Source organism: Pseudoalteromonas sp. RB2-MNA-CIBAN-0110, from assembly GCF_040309305.1.
Classification (GTDB): domain Bacteria; phylum Pseudomonadota; class Gammaproteobacteria; order Enterobacterales; family Alteromonadaceae; genus Pseudoalteromonas; species Pseudoalteromonas arctica.
In genome coordinates, this window is record NZ_JBEOOQ010000016.1 from 26163 (window position 1) to 52485 (window position 26323).

Annotated in this window: 27 protein-coding genes; 19 read left to right on the plus strand and 8 right to left on the minus strand. The window is 38.4% G+C overall.

From position 1 onward, the window contains the following. The first annotated feature begins 101 nt into the window (after nucleotides 1–101). Complete coding sequence (gene tyrR, locus AAEY68_RS09820; protein ID WP_010555118.1) at nucleotides 102–1658, plus strand: transcriptional regulator TyrR; 1557 nt, start codon at nucleotides 102–104, stop codon at nucleotides 1656–1658. 28 nt (nucleotides 1659–1686) lie between these two features. Here the strand turns inward: tyrR and AAEY68_RS09825 are convergent, their stop codons facing one another. Next, on the minus strand, nucleotides 1687–2181 hold the full coding sequence (locus AAEY68_RS09825; protein ID WP_197141058.1) for a hypothetical protein: 495 nt from the start codon (nucleotides 2179–2181) through the stop codon (nucleotides 1687–1689). A 105-nt stretch (nucleotides 2182–2286) separates the two neighbouring features. Here AAEY68_RS09825 and AAEY68_RS09830 point away from each other — a divergent pair, with 105 nt between their 5' ends. Then, nucleotides 2287–2820 carry a thioesterase family protein gene (locus AAEY68_RS09830; protein ID WP_002958217.1) on the plus strand — a complete coding sequence of 178 codons (534 nt, stop codon included), beginning with the start codon at nucleotides 2287–2289 and terminating at the stop codon, nucleotides 2818–2820. An 80-nt stretch (nucleotides 2821–2900) separates the two neighbouring features. Here AAEY68_RS09830 and AAEY68_RS09835 read toward each other — a convergent pair whose 3' ends face one another. Beyond that, nucleotides 2901–3554, minus strand: coding sequence for an OmpW/AlkL family protein (locus tag AAEY68_RS09835; protein WP_024593573.1), 654 nt, complete (start codon nucleotides 3552–3554; stop codon nucleotides 2901–2903). Nucleotides 3555–3817: 263 nt separating this feature from the next. Here AAEY68_RS09835 and dapE point away from each other — a divergent pair, with 263 nt between their 5' ends. Next, complete coding sequence (dapE, locus tag AAEY68_RS09840; protein WP_282113980.1) at nucleotides 3818–5002, plus strand: succinyl-diaminopimelate desuccinylase; 1185 nt, start codon at nucleotides 3818–3820, stop codon at nucleotides 5000–5002. Between the two features lie 47 nt (nucleotides 5003–5049). On the opposite strand, the gene olsF is transcribed toward dapE, so the two are convergent. Beyond that, complete coding sequence (gene olsF, locus AAEY68_RS09845; protein ID WP_010555115.1) at nucleotides 5050–6756, minus strand: bifunctional ornithine lipid synthase OlsF; 1707 nt, start codon at nucleotides 6754–6756, stop codon at nucleotides 5050–5052. Between the two features lie 129 nt (nucleotides 6757–6885). Between olsF and AAEY68_RS09850 the strand changes: the two genes are divergently transcribed. After that, nucleotides 6886–7803: a 2-hydroxyacid dehydrogenase gene (locus tag AAEY68_RS09850; protein ID WP_350585876.1), complete on the plus strand. Its 918-nt coding sequence runs from the start codon at nucleotides 6886–6888 to the stop codon at nucleotides 7801–7803. A gap of 100 nt (nucleotides 7804–7903) precedes the next feature. Then, nucleotides 7904–8050, plus strand: coding sequence for a hypothetical protein (locus AAEY68_RS09855; RefSeq protein ID WP_007581365.1), 147 nt, complete (start codon nucleotides 7904–7906; stop codon nucleotides 8048–8050). 178 nt (nucleotides 8051–8228) lie between these two features. On the opposite strand, the gene AAEY68_RS09860 is transcribed toward AAEY68_RS09855, so the two are convergent. Continuing rightward, a complete protein-coding gene (locus AAEY68_RS09860) occupies nucleotides 8229–8474 on the minus strand; it encodes a hypothetical protein (protein ID WP_002958222.1) in 246 nt (81 codons plus the stop codon). A gap of 106 nt (nucleotides 8475–8580) precedes the next feature. After that, a complete protein-coding gene (locus AAEY68_RS09865) occupies nucleotides 8581–9024 on the minus strand; it encodes a hypothetical protein (protein ID WP_024593575.1) in 444 nt (147 codons plus the stop codon). A gap of 113 nt (nucleotides 9025–9137) precedes the next feature. Here AAEY68_RS09865 and AAEY68_RS09870 point away from each other — a divergent pair, with 113 nt between their 5' ends. Next, nucleotides 9138–9521 (plus strand): response regulator, encoded by a 384-nt coding sequence (locus tag AAEY68_RS09870; protein ID WP_002958224.1) that lies wholly within the window; start codon nucleotides 9138–9140, stop codon nucleotides 9519–9521. A gap of 75 nt (nucleotides 9522–9596) precedes the next feature. Here the strand turns inward: AAEY68_RS09870 and rpsT are convergent, their stop codons facing one another. Then, the gene (gene rpsT, locus AAEY68_RS09875) at nucleotides 9597–9857 is read right to left on the minus strand and encodes a 30S ribosomal protein S20 (RefSeq protein WP_002958225.1); all 261 of its coding nucleotides are present in this window, start codon (nucleotides 9855–9857) and stop codon (nucleotides 9597–9599) included. A 295-nt stretch (nucleotides 9858–10152) separates the two neighbouring features. On the opposite strand from rpsT, the gene murJ reads away from it, so the two are divergent. From murJ to AAEY68_RS09940, 13 genes are all read left to right on the plus strand, one after another. Continuing rightward, entirely contained in the window at nucleotides 10153–11691 is a 1539-nt protein-coding gene (gene murJ, locus AAEY68_RS09880) for a murein biosynthesis integral membrane protein MurJ (RefSeq protein ID WP_404821917.1), read from the plus strand. Nucleotides 11692–11775: 84 nt separating this feature from the next. Then, entirely contained in the window at nucleotides 11776–12726 is a 951-nt protein-coding gene (ribF, locus tag AAEY68_RS09885; RefSeq protein WP_024607280.1) for a bifunctional riboflavin kinase/FAD synthetase, read from the plus strand. A 5-nt stretch (nucleotides 12727–12731) separates the two neighbouring features. After that, the gene (ileS, locus tag AAEY68_RS09890) at nucleotides 12732–15560 is read left to right on the plus strand and encodes an isoleucine--tRNA ligase (RefSeq protein WP_024589422.1); all 2829 of its coding nucleotides are present in this window, start codon (nucleotides 12732–12734) and stop codon (nucleotides 15558–15560) included. A gap of 12 nt (nucleotides 15561–15572) precedes the next feature. After that, complete coding sequence (lspA, locus tag AAEY68_RS09895) at nucleotides 15573–16073, plus strand: signal peptidase II (protein WP_007376920.1); 501 nt, start codon at nucleotides 15573–15575, stop codon at nucleotides 16071–16073. After that, nucleotides 16070–16510 (plus strand): FKBP-type peptidyl-prolyl cis-trans isomerase, encoded by a 441-nt coding sequence (gene fkpB, locus AAEY68_RS09900; RefSeq protein ID WP_002958231.1) that lies wholly within the window; start codon nucleotides 16070–16072, stop codon nucleotides 16508–16510. Before lspA ends, fkpB begins: the two co-directional genes overlap by 4 nt. Beyond that, on the plus strand, nucleotides 16510–17439 hold the full coding sequence (gene ispH / locus AAEY68_RS09905) for a 4-hydroxy-3-methylbut-2-enyl diphosphate reductase (protein ID WP_024593578.1): 930 nt from the start codon (nucleotides 16510–16512) through the stop codon (nucleotides 17437–17439). The genes fkpB and ispH overlap by 1 nt, the downstream gene beginning before the upstream one ends. A 39-nt stretch (nucleotides 17440–17478) precedes the next feature. Further along, a complete protein-coding gene (locus AAEY68_RS09910; protein ID WP_024593579.1) occupies nucleotides 17479–18513 on the plus strand; it encodes a sensor histidine kinase in 1035 nt (344 codons plus the stop codon). After that, nucleotides 18510–19211: a LytR/AlgR family response regulator transcription factor gene (locus AAEY68_RS09915; RefSeq protein WP_350585877.1), complete on the plus strand. Its 702-nt coding sequence runs from the start codon at nucleotides 18510–18512 to the stop codon at nucleotides 19209–19211. The genes AAEY68_RS09910 and AAEY68_RS09915 overlap by 4 nt, the downstream gene beginning before the upstream one ends. 183 nt (nucleotides 19212–19394) lie before the next feature. Further along, the gene (gene pilV / locus AAEY68_RS09920) at nucleotides 19395–19955 is read left to right on the plus strand and encodes a type IV pilus modification protein PilV (RefSeq protein ID WP_007581374.1); all 561 of its coding nucleotides are present in this window, start codon (nucleotides 19395–19397) and stop codon (nucleotides 19953–19955) included. Between the two features lies 1 nt (nucleotide 19956). Then, a complete protein-coding gene (locus AAEY68_RS09925) occupies nucleotides 19957–20952 on the plus strand; it encodes a PilW family protein (RefSeq protein ID WP_007581375.1) in 996 nt (331 codons plus the stop codon). Then, nucleotides 20940–21443 (plus strand): hypothetical protein, encoded by a 504-nt coding sequence (locus tag AAEY68_RS09930; RefSeq protein ID WP_007581376.1) that lies wholly within the window; start codon nucleotides 20940–20942, stop codon nucleotides 21441–21443. The genes AAEY68_RS09925 and AAEY68_RS09930 overlap by 13 nt, the downstream gene beginning before the upstream one ends. Before the next feature lies 1 nt (nucleotide 21444). After that, the gene (locus AAEY68_RS09935; protein WP_024593580.1) at nucleotides 21445–24672 is read left to right on the plus strand and encodes a pilus assembly protein; all 3228 of its coding nucleotides are present in this window, start codon (nucleotides 21445–21447) and stop codon (nucleotides 24670–24672) included. A 9-nt stretch (nucleotides 24673–24681) separates the two neighbouring features. Continuing rightward, complete coding sequence (locus AAEY68_RS09940; RefSeq protein WP_024589416.1) at nucleotides 24682–25098, plus strand: type IV pilin protein; 417 nt, start codon at nucleotides 24682–24684, stop codon at nucleotides 25096–25098. Between the two features lie 6 nt (nucleotides 25099–25104). Here the strand turns inward: AAEY68_RS09940 and AAEY68_RS09945 are convergent, their stop codons facing one another. After that, a complete protein-coding gene (locus AAEY68_RS09945) occupies nucleotides 25105–25635 on the minus strand; it encodes a GspH/FimT family pseudopilin (protein WP_024593581.1) in 531 nt (176 codons plus the stop codon). A 79-nt stretch (nucleotides 25636–25714) separates the two neighbouring features. Continuing rightward, nucleotides 25715–26266, minus strand: coding sequence for a GspH/FimT family pseudopilin (locus AAEY68_RS09950; RefSeq protein WP_007581379.1), 552 nt, complete (start codon nucleotides 26264–26266; stop codon nucleotides 25715–25717). Nucleotides 26267–26323: the final 57 nt, after the last annotated feature.

Below are 26323 nucleotides of genomic sequence, written 5' to 3' on the forward strand. Positions count from 1 at the left end.
TCTAAAAGCTATTTTGTCCAAAAATGTTTACAATAAACTACCTTCTCAAAGCGACTTAGCGTATTATTCGGCTAATATAGTTTTTCCTTCTTTGAGGATGTATGCGTCTAGATATTCACTGTGCTGATCGAATTGGTATTGCTCAAGAAATCCTTAATATATTAGTTAACTACAGCGTTGATTTGAAAGGAATTGAAGTCGATTCTGTAAATTGTCGTATGTACGTTAGTTTTCCCGAAATTGAATTTGAACAATTCCAAAAAATTATGCCATCGATACGTTTAATCGACGGCGTACATGATGTGCGTACCACTGCATTTTTACCATCTGAGCGTGAACACAACGAATTAAATACTTTACTACGTGCATTGCCTGATGGGGTTATCTCTATTGATGCTAAAGGCTGGGTGCGTTTATGTAACGATGCAGCATGTAAAGACTTACAGCTAATTGAAAAAGACGTGATTGGTGCAAATATTAATAACCTGCTTAAAGGCTTTAACTTTACACGCTGGTTAGAAGGTAAAGAAGTACTCGGACAAACTACTCGCGTTGAAGTTGCTGGTGAGGATTTTATTGCAGACATTTTGCCAATTGCAGTGCCTCAAGGTAGTGAAGGTGATGTGCTTGCTGGTGCGGTTATTAACATTAAATCGCAAAGTCGGTTAGGGCAGCAAGTCAGTGCATTTAGACGTTACGGGCAAGAAAGCTTCGCTACTATTCATAACTTTAGTACGGCAATGCGCCGAGTTGTGCGCGAAGCACGCAAAATGGCGCAACTAGAAGCCCCTATTTTGATTACTGGTGAAACAGGAACAGGTAAAGAGTTATTAGCTAGAGCGTGCCATTACGCATCTAATCGTTCTGTTAAACCTTTTATTGCACTGTCGTGTGCTTCACTTCCTGATGATGTTGCTGAGTCTGAGTTATTTGGTTATGCCGGGTACGAAGAAAATGCAGCGCCAAAGCGCGGTGTATTAGAGCAAGCCGATGGTGGAACTGTATTTTTAGATGAAGTTGGCGAAATGTCGACTCAACTACAAACTAAGTTACTGCGTTTTTTACAAGATGGTACGTTTAGAAAAGTAGGCGATGAGAACGAAGTTAAAGTAAATGTACGTATTGTTGCCGCTACTCAAAAAGACTTACCTGCAATGGTACAAGAAGGGGTTTTTAGAGAAGACTTATATTACCGTATAAACGTGCTTACTTTAGAAATAGCGCCACTAAGAGATAGAAAAGCAGATGTAGGACCACTTGCAGAGCATTTTATTCAAAAATATGCGCAACAAAATGGTCATGCAATTCCTGTTTTATCACAAGAGTGTTTGAGCTTTTTACAAGAGTATCCGTGGCCAGGAAATGTTCGTCAGCTGGAAAATGCAATTTACCGCGCAGTGTCGTTACTAGATGATAGCGAGCTTCGCGTAGAGCATTTACAGTTACCAACTTTTACCCATGATTTAGGGTATTTAGAGTCTGATTTTGAAGGCTCACTAGATCAAGCTGTTAAACGTTTTGAAGCGACTTTACTTCGCAAACTCTACCCAGCTTATCCAAGCTCACGTCAGTTAGCTAAGCGATTGGGCCTAAGTCACACCGCGGTAGCTAATAAGTTACGTGATTACGGTATTAACCGAAAAACAGTAAAAGTGTAATTGGCCTAAATAAATTAAAATATGGGGACTAATTTTTAGTGCCCATATTTTTTGTTACCCCGTCAATTGCAATCGTCTCGATACCTTCTTCGTTAAAGTTCATTACAATGCTGGCGTTATTACGAGTGAAAAAATAGCTACGGCCATTAAGTTCAATAACATAATCGCCTTTTACGGGGTCGCTAAATTGCTGCTTTTTTAAAGTGATCTTATGTCCGCCAATTTGCCATTCAAACTCTTCAATAAATCCATTATTAAATTCTTGCACCCATATTTGGCTGTCATCTTTTGAAAGCGTTATAGCTACCGAGTAAGAGCTAGGGATCTGCTCCATATTGTAACTTTTAGAGCCAATAGTGAATTTTTCAGCTTTTTGCTGCCATTCAAAACCAAATTTAAATTCTTTAACTACACCAGTAGGGTAAGTAACAGAGCCTTTACCCGGTAATGAAAAATCGGCAAAAGCATTATAACTAGGCACTAATAGAGTTAGCGCAGTAATAATTTTTAGTTTTGACTTCATGAGTTATCTTTTTATTGTAATAGTGATTTAAGATTAAAGTAGAATATTCGTCTTCGCAAGGGGCTATGCTACACTCGAATAAATTTAACTGGTAAGACCTTTTTTGTGAACCTATATATTCGACTTTTATTATTGTTTTTTAAAATTAAACGTAACAAGCAATATCAAAATTTACTTGATACGGTAGATATTGATTACAAAGCTCTACCTACTGATTGTGACATTAATTTACATTTAACAAACTCACGTTACCTCGCGATGATGGATTTATCTCGAACTTGGATGACTGAGCGCGTTGGCTTGCTTAAACAAATAATGAAGCGTCGCTGGTTTCCGATTGTTAACGCAACTGCTATTACTTATATTCGTGATATTAAGCCTATGCAGCGATATACAATAAGTACTAAGTTAGTTGGATGGGATCATAAATACTTTTATATTGAGCAAAAGTTTCACTCAGAACGAGGCTTACATGCTATTGCTTATGTACGCGGTGTATTTAAAAGTAAAAAAGGTATTATAAGTATTGAAGAAATGCTTGAAGTGGCTGGTTTTGATGGCCAAACACCTATATTGCCAAGTGAAGTTATGCACTGGAAAGAAATGCTAGAGCAGAAAAAGTTAAGTAACCTGCCCTAATCTCTACAAATGAAAAAAAGGCCTTTCGGCCTTTTAACACACATTGTAATTGGGTAACTACGTACTACTTTATATATGCTTTAAAAGCTGTATCTAACACCGAACATAGCAACAACGGGGTCAAGCTCAACAGTTGATGTAAGTGCTTTTGCACCATTAGCATAAACAGTGGCATCGGTATCAATATCCATAATTGATACCATGGCGTGTAGACCCCAGTTTGCATCAATTTTATAGTTAGCACCTACCTGAGCCATAAAGCCAAACGAATCATCTAATTTTACTTCTACATCGTCTGTTCCTAGCGTCGCTTTAAGTGCTTGAGAAGGTTGCTCATCAAAAAATGCAGTGTAGTTTATGCCTACACCTATAAAAGGTCTTAGCGCATAACTTGTGTCTAAAAAGTGGTATTGCGCAACTAAAGAAGGAGGAAGCTGTTTTATATCTGCAATTTTGTTGCCTGCTAAGCCGCCTGCGCCATTCACATCGTGTGAAAAAGGTGTCGCTGCTATTAGTTCTAACACCCATTGATCGTTAAATGCATAATCTACAGTGATACCTAGTTGAGTATCTGAATCACCTTTAAGGCCCAGCGTAGGTGCTTCATTAATTGCTGAGCTACTGTTATCAGGGTTTACGTTAATAGCGCCAACATTTACGCTAAAGTTAGCGTGTGCAGCTGGAGAGAGTGCTAATAAAGAGGTTAATAATCCGATGCTAATTTGAGTTTTCATGTTGTTCTCCAAGAACTACTGTTTGATTGGCGCTATTATTACCGAGCAATAAAAATGAAAACCTGTTCTAGATCAAAGTTTAAAAAACATTTTAACCTTGTGGAATGCTTTATTGATTTAGATTAAATTTAGCGTCGTTCTGCTTTTGAAAAGATTGACATATTTATTTCATCAACAGTCATATGAATGTATTAAGGCTGACATCGCTTAGTCATAAACTCACGTTTTAATAAAGGCACATTAAATAATAAAGTGTGTTTAACATGTTTTTAGAAGCATTCGAAAAAAAATCAAAAACAACGGATATTCAAAAAGAAGTTGTAGAGCACTTACAAACACTAATTCGCTTTGAATCAGTAACCCCTAACCAAGCGGGTGCAATTGATTGGCTTGCAGATAAATTGGTGGATTTAGGTTTAAGTTGCGAGCAATTTACTATAAATGGTGTAACCAATTTAATTGCCTGCATAAAATTCAAAGATGGCCCATGTGTTGCTTTTTCAGGGCACATTGATGTAGTACCAGCAACAAGTAGCGGTTGGTTAAGTCCTCCTTTTGAAGGGCGAGTGCGCAATGATGCAATATACGGTAGAGGGGCGGCCGATATGAAAGGGGGTGTTGCCGCCATGCTTAGCGCCACAAAAAAGTTAATTAATAGTGAATCCGCTAAAGCAGGGACACTTTACTGGCTTATCACGTCAGATGAAGAGGGAGAAGCTGAATTTGGTTCTCAAGAAATAGTTAATAAGCTTGCCAAGCAAGGTGTTGTATTAGATGGCTGTATTGTAGGGGAGCCATCAAGTGTGGCACAAGTTGGCGATACGGTTAAGAATGGCCGTCGTGGTGCGCTTTCAGCTCGGATTTTAGTTACTGGTAAGGCAGGTCATGTAGCTTATCCTCAAAACACACTCAATGCTGCTCATATTGCTGCAAAAATAGTAAATAGCTTGAGTGATCAGATCTGGTTACTCGATGTGGCTAGCTCAAAAACCACACTGCAAGTGACTGGAATTAACATAAATAATGTGGTCGATAATTTAGTGCCAAGTCATTGTGAGATTACATTTAATGTACGTTATAGCCACGGTTACAGTAGCGCAGCAGTTAAAACGCAATTAATGAATACCCTAAACAAGTTTGCTGAGCATTTTACAATTGAGTGGGAACGCCCATGCGAGCCTTATTATACAAGCCATAATACGGGTTGGAGTTTACTTACTCATATTGAGCAGGCTATTTACAAAAACACTTCAAGTTACCCATTACTAAGTACAAATGGAGGGACATCAGATGGACGATTTTTTGCCAGCCCCCATACTCAAGTTATTGAATGTGGTGTACGAAACAATACGATTCATCAAGCTAATGAACACGTATCTATTAGTGATTTACTTAAAATTGAAGCTATTTATACAACTTTACTAGAGCAGATATTTATAAATAATTAAATATAAATCGAGTACTTTATAAATATAAAGCACTCTCTTATTATTGGTTATTCTAAATAACGTTTGGCTTTGTTTTCTTTTACATTTTCAAGATCGACCAATACCAATCCATCAATACAATTATTAAAATCGGGATCAATACTAAAGCTTAAAAATTGCACGCCACCTGGTTTACAAAGTTCAGTGTATTGTTTAAATAAAGTAGGGACTTGAGCCCCCATATTAGCTAACACATGCTTTAACTCTACAAAATCTTCTTTTACGTCATTGCCGCAAAAAAGAGTATTGCACTGGGTTAGCTGTTGCTCAGTTAATTTAAATTCATTATTAGGCGTAGCTAATTCAATACCACTTTTATAGTAATGCTGGTAGTAATAAACGAGCATGGCTTTTGCTTGCTCGGGTAGAGCATTTGATACACTTACAGCACCAAACAAGTATCTGTACTGTGGATAGCTTTTTATAAAAGCGCCAATGCCATACCACAAATAGTCGAGGCTCTTACGTCCCCAATATTTAGGCTGTACAAAGCTTCTACCAAGCTCAATTCCTTGTTTTAGATAGGGCGTCATAGCGTCGGTATAAGAAAATAAGCTATCAGTATACAAACCTTCGCGGCCATGTTTTTGTATTATCTGTTGTGCACAGGCTAATCGATAAGCACCTACCAGCTCTAGCTGCATTGGGTCCCACAGTACAAGGTGTTGGTAATCCATATCGTATTTATCTATATCACGACGCTTACCACTACCTTCACCGACTGCTCTAAATGCAATTTCTCTCAGGCGCCCTAACTCTCTAAAAATAGGTGAGCTACCTGCATATTGGTATAGATGAATATGCATACCGTCTTGCGTTTTACCAAGTAGTTGGCATTGCTCAATTGCTCTTTTTAGCTCTTTTCTGCACTCGGGAACAGCGATAGGTGTTTGTGTTTTTAGCGGCAGTGCTTTTTTTGTTGTAAGCCTATAAAGCTGTTTACGGATGAGGTTTACAACTTCTTTATCTTTAAGATTTTCTATTAAGTAAGATTCAGGAGGGATAGAGGCGCCAATCTCAAACTCTAAAGATTTTTGGCGCTGCTTAAACATTTCGGCCACTAATAGTAAACTTGCCAAAGGTTTATAAATCATTGATGTGCCATAAAAAAGTGGACTGTTTTTGGCTTTAATATAAATAGGTAAAATAGGGCAGTTAGCTTTTTTTGCCATACGTAAAAAGCCACTATTCCATTTGCAGTCTTTAATACCTGTTGGCCCTAATCGCGATACTTCTCCTGCCGGAAATATAAGTAATGCGCCTTCATCCTTTAAATGGTTTTGTATATTACTAAGCTCTTGTTTCTTACTCATACCTGATAAGTTATCTACTGGGAGTAAAAGTGAGTGCATTGGAGTAACCGACATCAACATGCGGTTTGCCACTACTTTTAAATCCTGTCTTACAGTTGAAAGTACTTTGATAAGTGCTAAAGCATCTAATGAACCAATAGGGTGGTTAGCAACGATAACAAGTTTACCCTCATTAGGAATATGTTCTATCTGCTTAGGTTTATAGCGCGTATCAAAATTGAGTTCATCGAGCACTTGTTCAACAAATTCTAATCCTTGTAGGTGAGGGTAGGCATCACCAAAAGCAACAAACTCTTGTTCATGTAATAAGTAACCTAGGCCTTTTTTTACTAAACCTTTTACTTTTGGAGAGTTCTCTAGTTGTGGTAAGTTTGCAGCAATTACTTTATCAACACTTATCATATTAACCTCATATTCCGTTTGGCCTATTCGCCATACATGTAAGATTAAAAAAAGGGTGTGACAGTTACTTTGCAGTAGTGTGACTTTTTAAAGTGCTAACTTATAAACTGTGTATTGTTAGGAGAATTTATGTCGGTATTGGTTGCTATAACTGGGCGTGACAACACAAAACTAATAACGAAGTTACAAGAGCGATTACCAAATACGCTGATAGAGCAATGGCCTGATTGCAAAAACGCACATGATGTGGATTTTGTACTTGCGTGGAAAGCGCCAGAATCTATGTGGCCACAGCTACCTAACTTAAAGGCTGTGTCGTCATTTGGTGCTGGCGTAGACAGTATCGATTTAACATTACTCGACGAAAGTGTTGAAGTAGTACGTATTGTTGACATGCAACTAGCTGAAGATATGGCGGAATATGTACTGACACATGTGTTAGCTCAAAAGTTACGTTTAAAAGAGTATTACATTAAACAAACACAGCAAACATGGAAGCCAAAGCGGGTGCATAGTAATAAACATGTCGGCATACTTGGGTTTGGTGAATTAGGTAAAGCATGCGCGCAAAAGCTTATAAATAATGGCTTTAAGGTAAGTGCCTGGGCGCAAAGTAATAAAAACGCGACTAATGTCGAAATTTTTTATGGCGAGGAAGGCCTCAATAGTATGCTTTCTGATGTTGACTACCTTGTATGTCTATTACCCCTTACGCAAGCAACAACAGGCATTATTAATCACTCAATGCTCGCAAAGCTACCTAAACATGCTGTTGTTATTAATGTGGCACGCGGTGCTCATGTTGTTCAGCAAGACTTACTAAGTGCATTAAATAACGATAGCTTACGCGCAGCTACACTCGACGTATTTGATCAAGAACCTTTAGCGTCGAATCACCCTTACTGGGGAAACCCCAAAATAACGCTTACACCACATTGCGCGGCGATTTCTGATTTAAATAGTGTTATAGAGCAAATAGCCGATAATATTGAATGCTTGAATAAGGGGTTAGTACTTAATAATCCAATAGATAGAACTAAAGGTTAATAGCTGATAGCTAATTAGTTTAAAAAACAGCTTGTTAACATTTGTAATTTTCATTAGTGTAAAAGGTATTCTCACTAATAAAAAATACAAAGAGGGTGTTATGAAATCGAGTCAAAGTGGCGTTAAATTAAGCCTAGTTATTGTTTCAATTATTATACTTGGTGTTTCAGCTTGGTTTAATCAGGCTAATGCAGAGGATACTCCTTCTAAAATACAAACCCAAAGCGAGTTAACGATAGCGGACTAGCCTACTTACTATGTATTCCTCTTTTTAGCAGTACACAAGCATTATTTTCACAGTAGTGCTTGTGTGCCCCTGAAGCTCTAATTTTCATCTTGATTGAAAGTGCTTTTTAATATTTTTAAATTCTTAACAAAAAAAAGCCCAGCAATGCTGGACTATTAAATATTCTAGGGAAAAGTTGTTAACTTTGGGTTACATTAAATTGCCCAAATGTATAAACTTTAAACAAGTAAAAAGTATTGATCAACACTAAACTCATATTTGAAATAACACTCGACGACATAAGATCTAAGCTAAATGATAAGAATAATAAACCACACGCACTAATGGCGGCAACGCGCAGCAGTGTTATCTGGTTAATAAAGAATGCACCTAAACCTAGTGCAAGTAGTGTAGTATTTAAAAGCCAATCTAGCTCGTTTAGCATGGTCGTTTCAATAGTTCAGTTGTTGAAAAAAGGAGCGCCATTATGTTGATCTTTTGCGCACCTTTCAACCAAGTAATTTTAAATTTTCAGATTAGTTTTTTTAATGCTAAAAGTAGCTACCGATTGCTGAAAATAAACCATTATCAGCAATTACTTGATACTTTTGGCAGCTCTGCGGTTTTTGTAAGTCACTGCATAAATAAAGGGACTCACGGCTAGAATCATAGGTGGGGTGTAGGTTTGAATCAATTAAATTAGCCCCCTTGCCAAAGAATCCAGGCCAGTAAACACTCTCACTTACCATCCCTAATTTTTTATAGGTGAGTAAGGTAGGTTTTGGAAAAGCTAAAATTATTACAGCAACGACAGCGAGTGATATAAACAGTCCTTTTTTTTGCGTTGTTTTTTGGCTTATATCATTCTTTGCACTGGAATTTAACTCGCTAGGTGAAGGGCGCTGAGTAGAACGCTGAGGTTTTCTTTTTTGCGCTGTTTTTTTTCTTGCCGGTGCTTTACCTAGCAACGATTGTTTATTTGGGGTTTTAGACATAAAGCAAATCTGGCCTTTTTTCCGTAGGTCTCTATAATTAAATGAGTAAATTTATATACTAAGCTAATTATTATGATAACTTAAAGTTAGCTTATAGCCTACGAGGAATAAAGATGAATACGCAGCTATCAATTTTAATTGTAGATGACGTTAGCACAGTGCGTAGTTTTTTGAGCCAAACGCTCATGCACTTAGGGATAGATAACGTAAAGGAAGCATCTACTGCCTCACAATGTATTAGTGAGTGCCAAGCTGCAAATTATAATATCATTTTTTTAGACATTGAATTGCCAGACGGTGATGGTAAAGATTTGATTGCACAAATCAATGAATTAAGCCCAGAGACAAATGTGGTTATGGTGTCGGCACATTCAGGTATTGAGAATGTTAAGGATGCAATTGATAAAGGCGCTAAAGGGTTTGTAGTAAAGCCATTTACACCTAAAAAAATAGCGGCAATGCTTAAGAAGTTTTATCCAGATTTAGAAAATGTCTAATAAAGTAAGTACATTTAAAATTTAAACAAAAAAAAACCGGCAAAAGCCGGTTTTTTATATTCTATCAAAAACAAATTATAGAGCTTTAATCTTAGCTGCTATACGGCTCTTATGACGAGCTGCTTTGTTTTTGTGAATTAGACCCTTAGTTGCGTAACGGTCTAGGATAGGTGTAGCAACAGAAAAAGCTTGCTGTGCAGCTTCTTTATCGCCCGCTTCAATAGCAACAATTACTTTTTTGAAGTAAGTGCGCATCATTGAACGACGGCTTGCGTTGTGCTGACGGTTTTTTTCGCTTGTGATAGCGCGTTTTTTTGCAGACTTGATGTTAGCCAAGGTTTGCTCCTAACAATCTTAAAATAAAGCTTAAATTAAAGGCCGTGGAATATGCCTGTTTCTATCATGAATGTCAATTTAAATTTAACAATCCAAGAAAAACTGCACCATATAACGAGCATCAATTTGCCGCTTTAGCAGTTAATACCGACATTGTAACAAAGCACAGACCCCCAGCCTAGTGCTTTAAAGCGATTTATAAAAAAGACTGTGGCATAATCGCCTATCTTGAGGATTTTTGAGTAGGTTTAAGGTGTCAAAAGGTTTATTTCGCTCCGGTATGATTGTTAGTTGTATGACTATGATATCGCGTATTTTAGGGCTCGTTCGAGATGCAGTCGTTGCCAATTTATTAGGCGCAAGTGCGGCGGCTGATGTTTTTTTATTTGCTAACCGTATTCCTAATTTTTTACGTCGTTTATTTGCAGAAGGTGCCTTCGCACAAGCATTTGTACCCGTGCTGAGTGAAATTAAAGAACAGCAAGGCGACGACAAGGTCAGACTTTTTGTTGCACAAGCAGCAGGCACATTAGGAACCATTTTACTGATTGTCACTATTATAGGTGTTGTCGCTTCACCCGTTATTGCAGCATTGTTTGGCACTGGTTGGTTTATAGATTGGTGGCAGGGCGGACCCAATGCCGAAAAGTTTGAACTTGCAAGTTCATTACTTAAATTTACATTCCCTTATTTGTTTTTTGTAAGCTTAGTTGCGCTTAGTGGTGCGGTAATGAACGTGTATAACCGTTTTGCTGTTGCTGCATTTACACCTGTTTTACTCAATGTTTCTATCATTACATGTGCAATTTTTTTACATGATAAATTTAGTGTCGGGGCTTATTCTCTCGCAATTGGCGTATTTATTGGTGGCGTTGTGCAGTTATTGTTTCAACTTCCATTTTTATACCGTGCAAAAATGTTGGCGCGTCCACGCTGGGCATGGCAAGACGAAAACGTAAAAAAAGTACGTAAACTTATGCTTCCTGCTTTGTTTGGCGTATCTATTAGCCAAATTAATTTGTTGCTTGATACCATGATTGCTTCATTACTGATGACAGGCTCGATTGCATGGCTTTATTATTCAGACCGTTTAATTGAATTTCCGCTGGGCTTATTTGGTATTGGTATTGCGACAGTTATTTTACCGGCGCTCTCTAGGTTACATAGCAGTAAAAAAAGTAGTGACTTTCAGCATACTCTCGACTGGGGAGTGCGTTTTGTTATATTTTTAGGCCTACCAGCAATGATAGGTCTAATGATCATCAGCCCGCTTATTATCACCGTATTATTCGACCATGGTGCGTTTAAAGAAGATAGTGTTGATCATGTTAAAGCAGTAAGTTTAGGCGTAGTCGCATATTCAGTAGGGCTTGTAAGCTTTATGCTGATTAAAGTACTTGCTCCTGGCTTTTATGCTCGCCAAGACACAAAAACGCCGGTGCGTATTGGTATTATTACCTTAGTGTTGAATATGGTATTTAATATTATGCTGGCTCCTTTTATTGGTTATTTAGGATTAGCACTCGCTACTTCGCTATCGGCTAGTTGTAATGCATTTTTGCTGTATAGGCAGCTTAAAAAAGAAAATGTGTATCAGTTTTCATCAATGAGTATGCGCTTTACACTTAAATGTGTTGTTGCAAGTATGGTTATGGGAGCTGTTACATGGTTTGTGAGCAGTTACTATTACTGGGCTGCATGGGCTTTTACACAGCAGGTAGTCTTATTAATAGCACTCGTGGCTTTGGCAGGTATTAGCTACTTTGCAATGCTATTTTTGATGGGCGTTAGACTAAATACGATAAAAAGTGTAGCAATTACTGAATCAAACTAAAAAAAAGATTATAATCGGCAACTCTGCGGCTTTAATTAATTTTTAGCCGTAATTAATAACTCGCTAAACAAGGCATTAGGTGGCATGGAGTTAATTAGAGGTATACACAATATTCGCCCACACCACTTTGGTTGTGTGTTAACTATTGGTAATTTTGACGGTGTTCACTTAGGCCACGCAGAAGTATTAAAAGGCTTACTTACTGATGCTAAAGCGCATAGTTTGTCTAGCACTGTAATGCTATTTGAACCCCAGCCACAAGAATTTTTTGCTAAAAATAATGCCCCAGCACGGCTAACGCGCTTACGAGATAAGCTACGTTTGCTTAGTGATTTAGGTATTGAGCGAGTTATTTGCATTAGCTTTAATCAGCAATTTGCAAACATGCATGCTGAGCAATTTGTTAATGATATTTTGATTAAAAAGTTAGGTGTTAAAGCTCTCACTGTTGGCGATGATTTTAAGTTTGGAAAGCAGCGCCAAGGTAACTTTGACTTACTTGCTAGCATGGGCAAGCAAGCGGGCATGGACGTAAAAAGCACCGCGAGTTTTCGTCAATTAAATGCTAGAGTAAGCAGCACTTTAATACGAGATGCTTTGGCATCTGGTGACTTAGCAAGTGCTAAAACAATGCTTGGTCACGATTATGCTATTTCTGGGCGTGTTATACACGGCTGGAAAAGAGGACGTGAACTCGGTTTTAGAACGGCAAATATTGCCCTAAAACGCCAAGTGTGTCCTGTCAACGGGGTGTTTGCAGTGCAAGCAACGATTGCAGGAAAACAGATTTTTGGAGTTGCAAATGTAGGCAATAAGCCGACATTTAATGGAACTCGTGCATTATTAGAAGTTCATCTTTTTGATTTTGCACAGGATATTTACGGACAATTTATGCATGTGGAGTTAATAAAAAAACTTCGCAATGAAAAAAAATTCGAGACATTAACACAATTAACGGCGCAAATAGCAACTGATGTTGCTGCCGCTAAGCAGTGTTTTGGTTTAAATCAGGTAGCCGATAGAGACGGAATGTAGGATAAATGAGCGACTATAAACATACTTTGAACTTACCGGAAACACCGTTTCCAATGCGTGGCAATTTGGCACAACGTGAACCAAAAATGCTTAAAGCATGGTATGAAGACGACCTGTACGGTCAAATTCGCAGCGCTAAGAAAGGTAAAAAGACCTTTATTTTGCATGACGGCCCTCCGTATGCAAATGGCGACATCCATTTAGGCCACTCAGTTAATAAAATATTAAAAGACATTATTGTTAAGTCTAAAACATTATCTGACTTTGATTCACCATTAGTCCCAGGTTGGGATTGTCATGGTTTACCAATCGAGTTAATGGTTGAGAAAAAAGTAGGCAAGCCGGGCGTAAAAGTAACCGCGAGCGAGTTTCGGGAAAAATGCCGTGCATACGCTAAAAAACAAGTTGAAGGTCAAAAAGTTGATTTTAAACGTTTAGGCGTATTTGCAGATTGGGATAAGCCTTACTTAACAATGAACTTTGACTTTGAAGCGAATGCAATTCGTGTACTTGGTCGTATTATTGAAAAAGGTCATTTGCATAAAGGTGCTAAGCCTGTGCATTGGTGTACAGATTGTGGTTCTGCATTAGCAGAAGCTGAAGTTGAGTACCAAGACAAGCAATCACCAGCGATTGATGTACGTTTTACATTTGTTGATCAAGATGCTGTTGTAAGTGCATTTGATTTGGCTGATGGTCATAAAGGTGAAGGCAGTGTTGGTACTGTTATTTGGACAACAACACCGTGGACGCTTCCAGCAAACCGCGCAGTAGCTGTGCATGCCGATTTAGAATATGCATTGGTGCAGGTTGAAGATGAAGGCGTACAACAACGTCTAATTTTAGGCTCTGAGCTTGTTAAAGATGCAATGGACCGCTTTGGTTTTAATCACTTCCACGTATTAGGTTATGTAAAAGGTGCTGCACTTGAAAACTTACAAGTAGCCCATCCTTTTTATGATTTTAATGTACCCGTGATTGTTGCAGAACACGTAACGACTGACTCAGGTACCGGTGTTGTACATACAGCACCAGGGCATGGTCAAGAAGATTTCGTGGCTGGTTTAAATTACAACCTTGAAGTAGCTAACCCTGTTGGCGCTAATGGCGTTTATTTACCAGATACTGAACTTTTTGCAGGTCAGCATGTATTTAAAGCAAATGCGAGCGTAATTGAAGTATTAAAAGAGCACGGTGCATTAATGCATCATCATGCTATAACTCATAGTTACCCACATTGTTGGCGCCATAAAACACCGATTATTTTCCGTGCTACACCACAATGGTTTGTAAGTATGGATCAGGCTAACTTGCGTGAAGATTCTTTAAAAGAAATTAAAAACACGCAGTGGTTGCCAGAGTGGGGCGAAAGCCGTATTTCGAACATGGTTGAAAGCCGCCCAGATTGGTGTATATCTCGCCAACGTACTTGGGGTGTGCCAATTGCATTGTTTGCAGATAAAGATACCGGTGCACTTCATCCAAATACTCAAGAACTCATTGAGCAAGCTGCACAGCTAGTTGAAAAATCTGGTATTCAGGCATGGTACGATTTAGAACCAGCCACATTACTTGGTGAAGAAGATGCCAAGCAATACATGAAAGTGCAAGATACGCTAGATGTATGGTTTGACTCAGGTGTTTCACACGCATGTGTTGTAGACGCACGTGAAGACTTGGTTGGTCCTGCTGATTTATACCTTGAAGGTTCTGATCAACACCGTGGTTGGTTTATGTCATCAATGATGACATCAGTGGCTATTAATGGTCATGCGCCATACCGCCAAGTATTGACTCATGGTTTTACTGTTGATGAAAACGGCCGAAAAATGTCTAAGTCACTAGGCAATGTTATTTCACCACAAAATGTGATGAATAAACTAGGTGCCGACATTCTACGTTTATGGGTTGCCTCTACCGATTACACGGCAGAAATGACTGTGTCGGATGAAATATTTAAGCGCTCTGCCGATCGCTACCGCCGTATTCGTAACACTAGCCGTTACTTACTAGCTAACCTAAATGGTTTTGATCCAAAAACTGATCAAGTTGCTGTTGATGATATGGTTGAGCTTGATAAGTGGATTGTTGGTCGTGCTGCTCAGTTGCAAGACGAAATTTTAGCCGCATACGATAGCTACCAAATGCTATTAGTAACGCAAAAGCTAATGAACTTCTGTACGGGTGAGCTTGGTTCGTTCTATTTAGACGTCATTAAAGATCGTCAGTACACAGCTAAGAGTGACAGCCATGCACGTCGTTCTTGTCAAACAGCGCTTTATCATATTGCAGAAGCAATGACGCGTTGGATGGCACCTATTATGAGCTTTACCGCACAAGAAATTTGGGAAGCTTTACCGGGTGAGCGTAGTGACTACGTATTTACATCTGTTTGGTATGATGGCTTACAAGCGCCAACAAATAGCCAATTTAGTAACGATGACTGGTTAGAAATTCTAACAGTACGCGACGAAGTAAACCGCTTATTAGAAGCTGCACGTAAAGAAGAAGTTATTGGTGCAACGCTTCAAGCAACGGTTAATTTATTTACTGGTAAAGAGCTTGCCGCTAAATTAAATGCGCTTGGTGATGAACTGCGTTTTGTATTATTAACATCGGCCGTAAATGTTTCTGAAGTTGATAGTCAGCCAGCTGATACACAAGCTACCGAAATTGAAGGTTTATTCATTAGTGTTGCTGCAACAGATGCTGCTAAATGTGAGCGTTGTTGGCATTACAGCGAAGATGTAGGTGTTAACCCTGCTCATCCTGAAATTTGTGGTCGTTGTGTAAGTAATGTTGACGGCGAAGGCGAAAAGCGTCAATTCGCTTAGGAGTTATTCTTAGTGAGCAAACTAGCCCAAAAAAGTGGTTTAGTGTGGCTTTGGTTGAGTCTATTACTATTAGTAATAGACTTTGCCAGTAAAACACTTGTTGTAGGGACTATGGCTTATCAAGAGTCGATAAACTTACTCCCTGTTTTTAGTATTACTTATGTGCATAACTATGGTGCTGCTTATAGCTTTTTAAGTGAAGCGGGTGGTTGGCAGCGTTGGTTTTTAAGTGCTATTGCTATTGCTATTAGTGCTTTGCTTGTGTGGTGGCTAAAACGCTTACCTGCAACAAACAAAGTACTATGCGGTGCTTATGCACTGGTACTTGCAGGCGCTATTGGTAATTTATACGATCGTATTGCGTATGGTTATGTAATCGACTTTATTCACGTATTTTATAAAGACTCACATTTTCCTGTATTCAATATTGCTGATTGCGCTATTTGTATTGGCGCAGCATTATTGTTATTCGATGCCTTTACCGGCGAGAGTCCGAAGGAGCATAAAGCATGAGCCAAGCTGTAATTGGTGAAAACTCGCAAGTTATTTTCCATTTTTCTATTAAATTAGAAGATGGCTCTGCCGCTGATTCTACCAAGGTGCACAACAAACCTGCTAAATTAACAATGGGCGATGGCAGCTTAACGGCAAACTTCGAAAAGTGTTTATTAGGTTTAACTGCAGGCGAAAGTAAAACGTTTGAATTAGAACCTGAAGATGCGTTTGGTCAGCCAAATCCAGATAATATTTACTACGTTGACCGTAGTAAATTTGGCCCAGAAACACCAGCCAAAGTAGGTGCAATTATTGCGTTTACTCAACCTGACGGTACTGAGCTTCCTGGATTAGTTCGCGAAGTGCAAGGTGAGTCGGTAACGATTGATTTTAATCACCCTTTATCTGGCCAACGTTTAACGTTTGAAGTTGATATTATTGAGGTGGAAGGTTAATGGAAATATTACTAGCTAATCCACGCGGCTTTTGCGCTGGTGTTGACCGTGCTATTAGTATTGTTGAGCGCGCCCTAGATATTTTTGAAAAGCCAATTTATGTGCGCCACGAAGTAGTACATAACCGCTATGTGGTTGATGGATTAAAAAGTCGTGGTGCGGTATTTGTTGAAGAGCTTGATCAAGTACCTGACGACAGCATTGTTATTTTTAGTGCACATGGTGTTTCGCAAGCTGTTCGCTCAGAGGCTAAACGTCGTGATTTAAAAGTATTTGATGCAACGTGTCCGCTTGTAACTAAAGTACATATGGAAGTTACACGTGCGAGTCGTAAAGGTATTGAGTGTATTTTAATTGGACACCATGGCCACCCTGAAGTAGAGGGAACAATGGGACAATATGATAACTCAGCCGGTGGCATTTATCTTGTTGAAACCGTTGATGATGTTGTTGCGCTTAATGTAAAAAATGCTGAAAATCTTTTTTATTGCAGCCAAACAACACTCTCAGTTGATGACACAGCAGATGTTATTGATGCACTACGCAATAAGTTTCCATCAATTGACGGACCTCGTAAAGATGACATTTGTTATGCAACGCAAAATCGTCAAGACGCTGTTCGTGACCTAGCTGATAAAGTTGATGTGCTATTAGTTGTAGGAGCTAAAAACAGCTCTAACTCTAATCGCCTACGTGAACTTGCAGATAAAATGGGCACAGTTGCTTATTTAATTGATGACGCAACTGATGTACAAGAGCAGTGGGTTTCAGGCTCTAAATCAGTTGGCGTAACTGCGGGTGCATCTGCGCCAGAAGTACTTGTACAACAAGTAATAACCCGATTAAAAGAGCTAGGTGGCACACAGGTTGTTGAGAACCCAGGTGAAGTAGAAAATATAGTATTTGCTGTTCCTGTAGAGCTACGTTAATTTAAATATATTAAACATTTAGATTAAAGGAGAGTCGTTATGAGCAAGTCACTTCAAAATGATGGTTTGCTTTTTTCGGCTCTTTTTAATGAGCGAGGCGTATTAGCCACGCTTATTGTTTCTCAAGTTATTGCTATTGTTTTAGCTTTTGCACCTAATGTAGAAGGAGATATTTGGCTACGACTTGGGATCATTAGTTTGTTTATGCATTTAATTGTTTTAGTCGGTACCTCTTCTTTATACTTCTGTAGATTTTTCTTACAAAAAAGTACTCAAACTTTTCAATTAAGTCTATTTTTTGCCTTTTTTTTATTATCTACCTGTATTTTTAGTATTTTATTTTCTCATTTTGCTTTTGATATAGATGATACAAATAACCTAATTTATTTCACACTTCGCAATTGCATTATAGTGGCTTTACTGGCGGCTTTATTCGTCCAGTTTTTATTAATTCATTTTGAAAAAGAGCAGCAAACTAAAGCTCTTTCTCGTGCTGAGCTTGATGCCCTACAAGCTAGAATACGTCCTCATTTTTTATATAATAGTTTAAACACTGCTGCAGAACTTACTCATCATGATGCCGATGCGGCAGAACAGGCTATTTTAGCATTAGCCGCATTATCGCAGGCTGCAATGCACTCGGGGAAGAATGTATCTCTTGAAGATGAAATAACGCTGAGTAAGCAATATATCGCACTTGAAACGTGGCGTTTTGGTAATCGCTTAAGAGTTGATTGGCAAATACCTAATGAACTACCCGCATTGAGTATTCCTTGCTTAACCCTGCAGCCATTAATTGAAAATGCGGTATGCCACGGCGTTGAAACAAGTGAGCATGGTGCAGAAATAAAAGTAGAGCTACATATCACTACCGGCTATATAACCATGATTGTTTCTAACCCTATAACAATTTCTAATGCTCAAACTAGGCCTAATAACGGAATGGCGCTTGAAAATATTCGCCAGCGATTAAATATTTATTATAAAAATAAAGCGCAGTTAACAATTACTAATAAAAATGATGTGTTTAGGGTCAAGGTCGTTATCCCTAAGCTAATTGAGGGCAGTGTATGAATGTACTCATTGTTGATGATGAACCTCTTGCGAGATCTCGCTTAATCCGTTTGTTAACACACGATAAAAGTATAGTTGTACAAGGTGAGGCAAGTAATGGTAAGGAAGCTCTAGTACTTGCTAAAAAGCAAACGCCAGATTTGATTTTTTTAGATGTTGATATGCCTGGTATGAATGGTTTACAAGTTGCTAATGAGCTCAATAGTTTAACTCTACCTCCTGCTATTGTTTTTATAACTGCCCACCCTGAGCATGCCTTCGATGCTTTACAATTAAGCGCTGCAGGTTATTTAGTTAAACCTATTTCAGAGCAATCACTGCAGAAGGTGCTTAAGCAAGTTGGGCGTTTAAATAAAGTACATATTCAAAAACAACAAAATGTAAAAATCTCTTATCAGCTAGCTGGTACTCTACGTAGTGTTGATATAAATGATGTTTTGTACTTTAGTGCCGAAGAAAAGTATACCAAAATGATATTCTCAGGTGGAGAGGCTTTACTGGAGCAAAGCCTAAAGCAATTAGAGCTGCAATATCCCGCATATGTTTTACGAATTCACCGCAATACATTGGTGAATAAACAAAAAGTAATAGCCTTGCATTCAAAAGGGAATAGCAATCATATGATTGAGCTACAAGGGTGCAGTGAGTTATTGCCAGTGAGTCGCCGCGAGCTTAAATTAGTTAAAAATACGCTCTAGACTTATTTCGCAATTAAGTTGCCTCTGACTTAAATGCATTTACGCTTAATTACTACTGTTTTGTTGAATGAGCCGATTTAATTAACCGTTTATCAACAAATATAACCGCTTGTCTTAGTCCTCATTGATTCCTCAAATAAATAGCATAAACTTATAATCAGATAATTTTTATTTGGTTCTACTATGCAGTCATCTCAAACAAAAGTGCAAAGAGGCTTCACTCTAATTGAAGTGTTAATTGCATTTATTATTCTTAGTTTTGGCCTTTTAGGCGCAGTTGCCCTGCAAGCAAAAGCAAAGCAAGCAAGCTTTGATTCTATGCAGCGTGCTGCTGCAGTTGCACTTGGTAATGATATTGTGCAGCGTATCCGTGCTAACGATACCCCTCAAATAGCGGGACTGTACACACAAACATTTGATAGTGAAACTGCAACGACAACCTCGCAAACGTGCTTTACAAATACTTGTAGCGCAGCGCAAGTTGCGGCCTTAGATCTTGAGCAGTGGAAAAGAGCTATAAGAGCTCGAGAAAATACGGGATCTTTAGATGGTGCTACCGTATGTATTGCACCTACAGCAGTTGCTGGCTCGGGTGGTAAGGCATTTAATTTAGAAGTAATTGTTTCGTGGCAAGGTCGGCAAGAGTTTAATGCAAATGATGCTACTGGCGCAATAAAGTGTGGAACGGCTGACAAAAAGCGTCGCTTAGTTGTTTTGACTAGTTACATTTACCTTAGGAGCTAACATGAAGCAAAAAGGTTTTACACTTGTAGAAATGATGATTTCATTATTTATTGGTGGATTAATACTAGGTGGCGTTATGTTCACCTATATAGGTATGAAAGTAACCACTAAAGATACGATGACTATTGGTGAACTTCAAGAATCAGGGCGCCTTGCAATTAACATAATGCAACGTGATATTGAACAAATTGGCTTTTGGGGAACTTATTATGACGATTCGTTCACTGCAGTAAATACAGATACATTAGCAAACCCTGGAACAGACTGCTTTGAAGGGTTAAATAATGGGAGTTTTCCTGATTTTGCTACAGCTAGTAATTTTAGAACTATTTACGCAAAGGTTGCTGGAGAATCAAAAGAGCTTAACTGCCTAAATAATCCGATTAAAAGCACTGACATTATTCAATTAAAATTTTTACAAGGTAAGAGCTTAACAGTTAATACAGTAACTAATGAGACTCAGGCTGATGAAAACTACTTTGTAGCTGAGCAAGAGAAAGCTCAATTTTTCCGTGGAACGGTTAACGCTGCGACTCTTAATGTTAATGCAACCGTTTGGCCTTACAGCCATCATGTTTATTATCTATCAGAACAAACTTATAAAGTTAATAATAAAAATTTAACTGTACCTGCATTAATGAGAAAGCGCCTGGTTGGTGGAAGCATCAACACAGAAACTATTATGGAAGGTGTTGAGAACATGCGGTTTGTTTTTGGTCTTGATACTAACAGTGATAATCGTGTAGATACCTACCGAAGTATTCAAGATATGAAGTATACAGATTGGGAAAATCGTAAAGGTATTTTAACTGTTCAGGTTTTTTTATTAATACGCGCATTACAGCCAGACCCAGGAGTTAAAATTAAAAACCAAACTTATACGTTAGGTGAGGATGAAGATAAGCGTGTATTAACATTTACCGATAATTTCAGACGTACTGTGTTTACTACTACTATTCGATTAAATAATGTTGGATCAAATTTATGGCGTATTTAAAACAATCACGAAAAAAACAGCAAGGTGTAGTTCTAATTACAGCTTTAATAATGGTTATTGCAGTGACCGGTATTGCTGTAACACTTATGAGCAGTAGTAGTATTGATATTAAAATTACCAATGCAGCACAAGAGCGCGAAGTGGCCGAAAATGAACTCATTGGTGAAGTGCAGCGCATGATCTCTGATGAGGCAAATCAAGGCGCTAATAATCAGTTCTTCCTGACTCCCGATGAAGTAACTGCAATCGCGGATGGTGATGACAAAGGTATGGTGATTGCAAATCATGCAGATATGCAAAGCAAAATGACTAACCTGAACAAGGGGGCGTTAGATTTAGAATGTCCTCGACGCTTTAATTTTACAGCAGGTATATCGTGCAATATGTTACAGGTTGCCACCACAATAGAATATGGATCTAAAAGTAAGCATGAACTAACTATTGTTACAGGTATAGCACAAGAAATGGCCAGCGTAAGCAAGGGGATTTAAGATGAAATTTAAATTAAACAAAGTGTTAGCCTCTTTGCTTGGCTTAACAATAAGTATGTCGGTATTCGCTGAGGATATTGAGCTTTATGTAAATCATGATGTAGATGTTGAAGAAAAACCCCGAGTATTACTGATTTTTGATACTTCAGGAAGCATGGCTTTTTCATCTTCAAGTGGTGGTAACTGTGGTTTTAATAATTTCTTAAACTTATATAATTTATGTATTGATAGCCGTCTTGCCGCTGCGCAATTCGCTATGAATAAAGTTATTACCGATAACGAAGATACTATCGACTTTGGTTTAATGCGCTTTAAAAGCACAACCGGTGGTTATATTGTTAATGGTGTCGGTAGCGATTCATCCATTGTACGTTCGTCGGTTGCATCTTTACCTGCAGATGGTGGAACCCCGCTTACTGAGACTCTATGGGAAGCTTATTTATATATTACAGGACAAAAAGTTCAATATGGCTTAGAGGCCACAATTCTTGAACGAGATACGAGTGTCGAGTTAAGAACTGGAAGCGAGTATACCGAAACAGAGTGTGACTGGGTTTGGAGAGGGCGGAGATCTGGATGGGTGTATGAATGTGAAAATATAGTGACAAATGACTATGAATACACTTATATTTCACCTTTTGAGGATAGTGAAGCTGAGGCTATACGCTGTGATAACTCGATAAATATCATTTACATGACAGATGGCGACCCATCTGGCGATAATGATAGTGACAGCCAAATTAGTGCAGAGCATGAGAAATACTTTGGGGAAGGACTAAACTGGAATACAGATAGTTACTACAGCAGCTATCTTCACCAAATGGCTAAAATTATCCACGGAACAAGTGATACAACAGTTGATTTATATCCATCGACCCCTGATATTCACGAAACTGGCCGCTTATATACTATCGGATTTGGCTCTGGTATGACTGCGAGCGGACAAGAACTTTTACGCAGAGCTGCTTCTTTAGGTGGTGGTGAAAACTTACCCGCAAGCACGCCCGATGAGCTCTCTGAATCATTAAACAGTGCAATTTCTCGTATTCGTGAAGTAAATGATAGCTTTTCATCTCCGTCCGTTGCTAGTAACAACGTAGATCAAACTCGTAGCCGGGATGCTATTTACTTTGCAATGTTTTATCCAGAGACAAATACTCGTTGGGGCGGTAACTTAAAAAAGTTAAAGGTATCGGGTAGTAATATAGTTGATTCAACAGGCAATGTAGCGCTTGATTCTAATGGTTTGATAGACACTGATGCAAAAACATTTTGGCTTCCTGCTGGTAAGTCAGCAGATGGTAACTTAGTAGCACAAGGTGGCGTTAATTCTCAACTAAGCACCTTAACAGGAACCAACGCAGAAGAACGAAGAACACTATATACAGATAAACAAGGCGATATTGTACGATTTACTACATCGATTGTTAGTGACATTCTTGATTTAATCACTAATAACCCAATCAGCTTATCTAGCTCAGATATAAAGTGGGCTATGGGTATTGATGTTGATGATGAAGATAACGATAACGATACCACCGATCAAAGAGATGATATTTTTGGTGATCCTCTCCACTCAAAGCCCGTAGCGCTTGATTACGGTAATGATGATATTCGTATTCTTATTGGTACCAATGCTGGCTTTTTACACATGTTTAAAGACGATGATACTAATAATGAAGTTTCTGAGAGCTGGGCATTTATACCCTCAGATCTGTACAGCATTATTCAACCGCTGCGCAACAAAGAAACGGGTAAAAAATATGGTATGGATGGTCCAATCAGCGTTTATTTCAATAATAAAAACTTAAATAGCGATGGTTTAAACGACGGTATTATTGATGCGAGTGGCGACGATAAAGTGTGGGCTTTTGCAGGAATGCGTCGCGGCGGTAAAAATTATTATGCACTTGATATAACAAATCCGGATCAGCCTAAAAAATTATGGGACAACCCAATTGAAGGTGGTAAAGGCGACTTTAAAGAGCTTGCACAAACATGGTCTAAACCACAAATAGCCTATATTAAAGCATTTGGTGATAAGCCTTTATTGATTTTTGGTGCAGGATACGATAACAACAAAGATGCAGTTATTAAAAGTGAAGATAATATAGGGCGAGGTATCTATATTGTTGAAGCTGAAACCGGTAAAAGGGTGTGGGCATTAACACCGGATATTAATGGCTTTAAAGGTAAGCATAGTATTGCTGCAGATATAACCACGCTTGACTCAGATTATGATGGATATATAGACCGAATTTATGCGGCAGATACCGGAGGTGATATTTGGCGTGTAGATATGCCTGGTAGTAATACTAGCGAGTTTAGCCACTTTAAATTAGCTGAGCTTGGTAGTAATAAAGCAACTGAGGACCGACGCTTTTTCTATAAACCACTCGTAGCACGTACAATTTATAGTAAAGTAAGCGAGTCAACAGTTAATGGTAGCACCGTTATAACACGCTTAGATACACCGTATGATGCCATAGTTATCGGCAGTGGTAATCGCTCAAAACCAACCGGCACCAATGAAAAAGATCAATTGTTTATGATCAGAGATGAAAATACGGTTACTAAATCGTATAAAACGAATGCACCAGATACTATTGTGCCTGCTGATTTGATGCAAATGAATTCAGACCCATTTGGCAATGCTCTAGATGACGTTGATGATTTTGTTGACTTAGAAGTGGACTTGGCTAAATTTAATGGCTGGAGATATGAGTTAGGAACGGGTGAAAAGTCGCTAGCTGCTGCTACAGTTGTTGGAGGTGTTGCCTATTTTACAAGCTTCACTCCTGCATCAGATACATCGACTGAAAATCAATGTTCGCTAAGTGGTGGTGGTGGTTCTTTATACGCTTTTCACTTACATTACGGTACTAAGGTGTATGACGACCTTAAATTTACAACCAGCTATGATGTACCAGATACACCTCAGTTATACTTTGGTGAAAGCCCTTCATGTGTAGATGGTAATGGCGATGGTAAATGTGATGACGACCCAACAGTTGACGTAATACAAGAGAGTCAGTTTTATTTAATTGGGCCTGGTATTAAAGGTGAAAATGCGGAAAATCCAATGAAACCTGTAGAAATAAAAGGTCCTGGTTTAACTGTTGTTGATGGTAAAGTTGTGTTGGTTAATGACAATGCAGTAGGGTTTGGCTTTAAAACCCAACAAACATATATCTATAAACGTGAAGAAAATGACGAAGTTAATAATTAAGGAAATTAGATGAAAAAACAACACGGGTTTACCTTAATTGAGCTGATGATAGCCGTTGCTATCGTCGGCATACTCGCTTCAATTGCGCTGCCTAACTATACTGAATATGTAAAGCGTGCTTCGCGCGCTGAAGCTGCTGCAGCATTGTTAGATGCTGCAAACAAGGAGGAGCAGTATTTTGTCGATAATAGGGAATATACAGAGACATTTACTGATTTAGGATTGCAAAGTAAGACCGAAAATGGTCACTTTGAGCTATCCATAAAAGTAGTCGATAGCAATACCTTCACTATTACAGCTAAGCCTATAGCCGGTGCTGTAAAGGGGGATAACGATTGTAAAGAGCTTACAATTACTGACACAGGCCTTAAAGGTGCAAAAGGAAGTAAAGGTAACTCTGATATTGATTATTGTTGGGGTCGATAGCCTAGATTACTTCTTCTGACACTTATCAGTTGATTTGATGCGAATTCTACCCGTTTGACTTACAGATAAAGCCAATCCTTCGAGATTGGCTTTATTGCTATTGGGGCAATATATAAAAGTCCCATTTTGAAAACCATTTAAAGAACCATCTGGACGAAATGTAATGGCGTTGCGCGGATACTCTAAAGTATCAGCATCATGAACATCCTCGAAAGTACTTAAGAGTAACTCATCATCATCTAGAGTCGTTGATTTATCTTTATCGATAAATAGTGACATTTGACCATCCCACTCGTCCTTTGTACATTGACTGCCTTTTAGTGCGCAAAGCGTGACGTAAGTACCATTTTCAATTGCGTAAAGGCGGCCATAATTTATATTTCGGTGTAGCAGATTCACATGGTTATCTAATCGGTTTTTAGCCAAGAAGTCTGGATAAAACCACATCGATAATTGGCTGATTACACTGACAACAGCAATTGAAACCATTAATTCAAGAAGTGTCACTCCCTTGTTTTTTGATATTGATAATCTCATCCTTGAAGACCTGAGTTAATAAATGATTAACTCAGTCTAGTAAATGATACAAATATGACAAGATGAATTTGTATGTTTTTTAACCGCAAGTCTGAGCTGTATCACCGGTATAAAAAGAAGTACCAGATTGAGATACTGTTAAAGCTTTATTATTTTCACTGCCATTATTAGGACAAAATACAAAATCACCGGGGTTCGTTGTTATTCGACCACTGGTATTAAACCGTAATCTCCTATCATTACCAGTATATTTTATTTTGTCATTAAGGCTTATTTTTTCCATAACTCGTAGTAAAGAGTCTGTAGAGCTGTTGTATTGACCGCTATTATCACCATCAATGAATACAATGATAATTTTATTTCTGTCCCATCGATTACGACATTGCATTGTGTCATTTTGATTTTTTACTTCACCATGCTGCGCGGCACATATAACGACTATTTCATCTGTACTTGCTGCTTGAGAGCGTGCATAGCTAATATTTCTTTTTAATTCCAACAAAAAATTCTCAGCTCTATTTTCTTCTAGCATATCGCTGCTATTCCAAATCGCAATTGATGCAATGATCCCAACGATAGCAACGGTTACCATGAGTTCTAAAAGAGTGAATCCGTTTTGTTTGTTTTTCATATTAATCTCATTTACTGCTAGTCATTTAAGTATAGCTATTTTTATACAATAAATTAT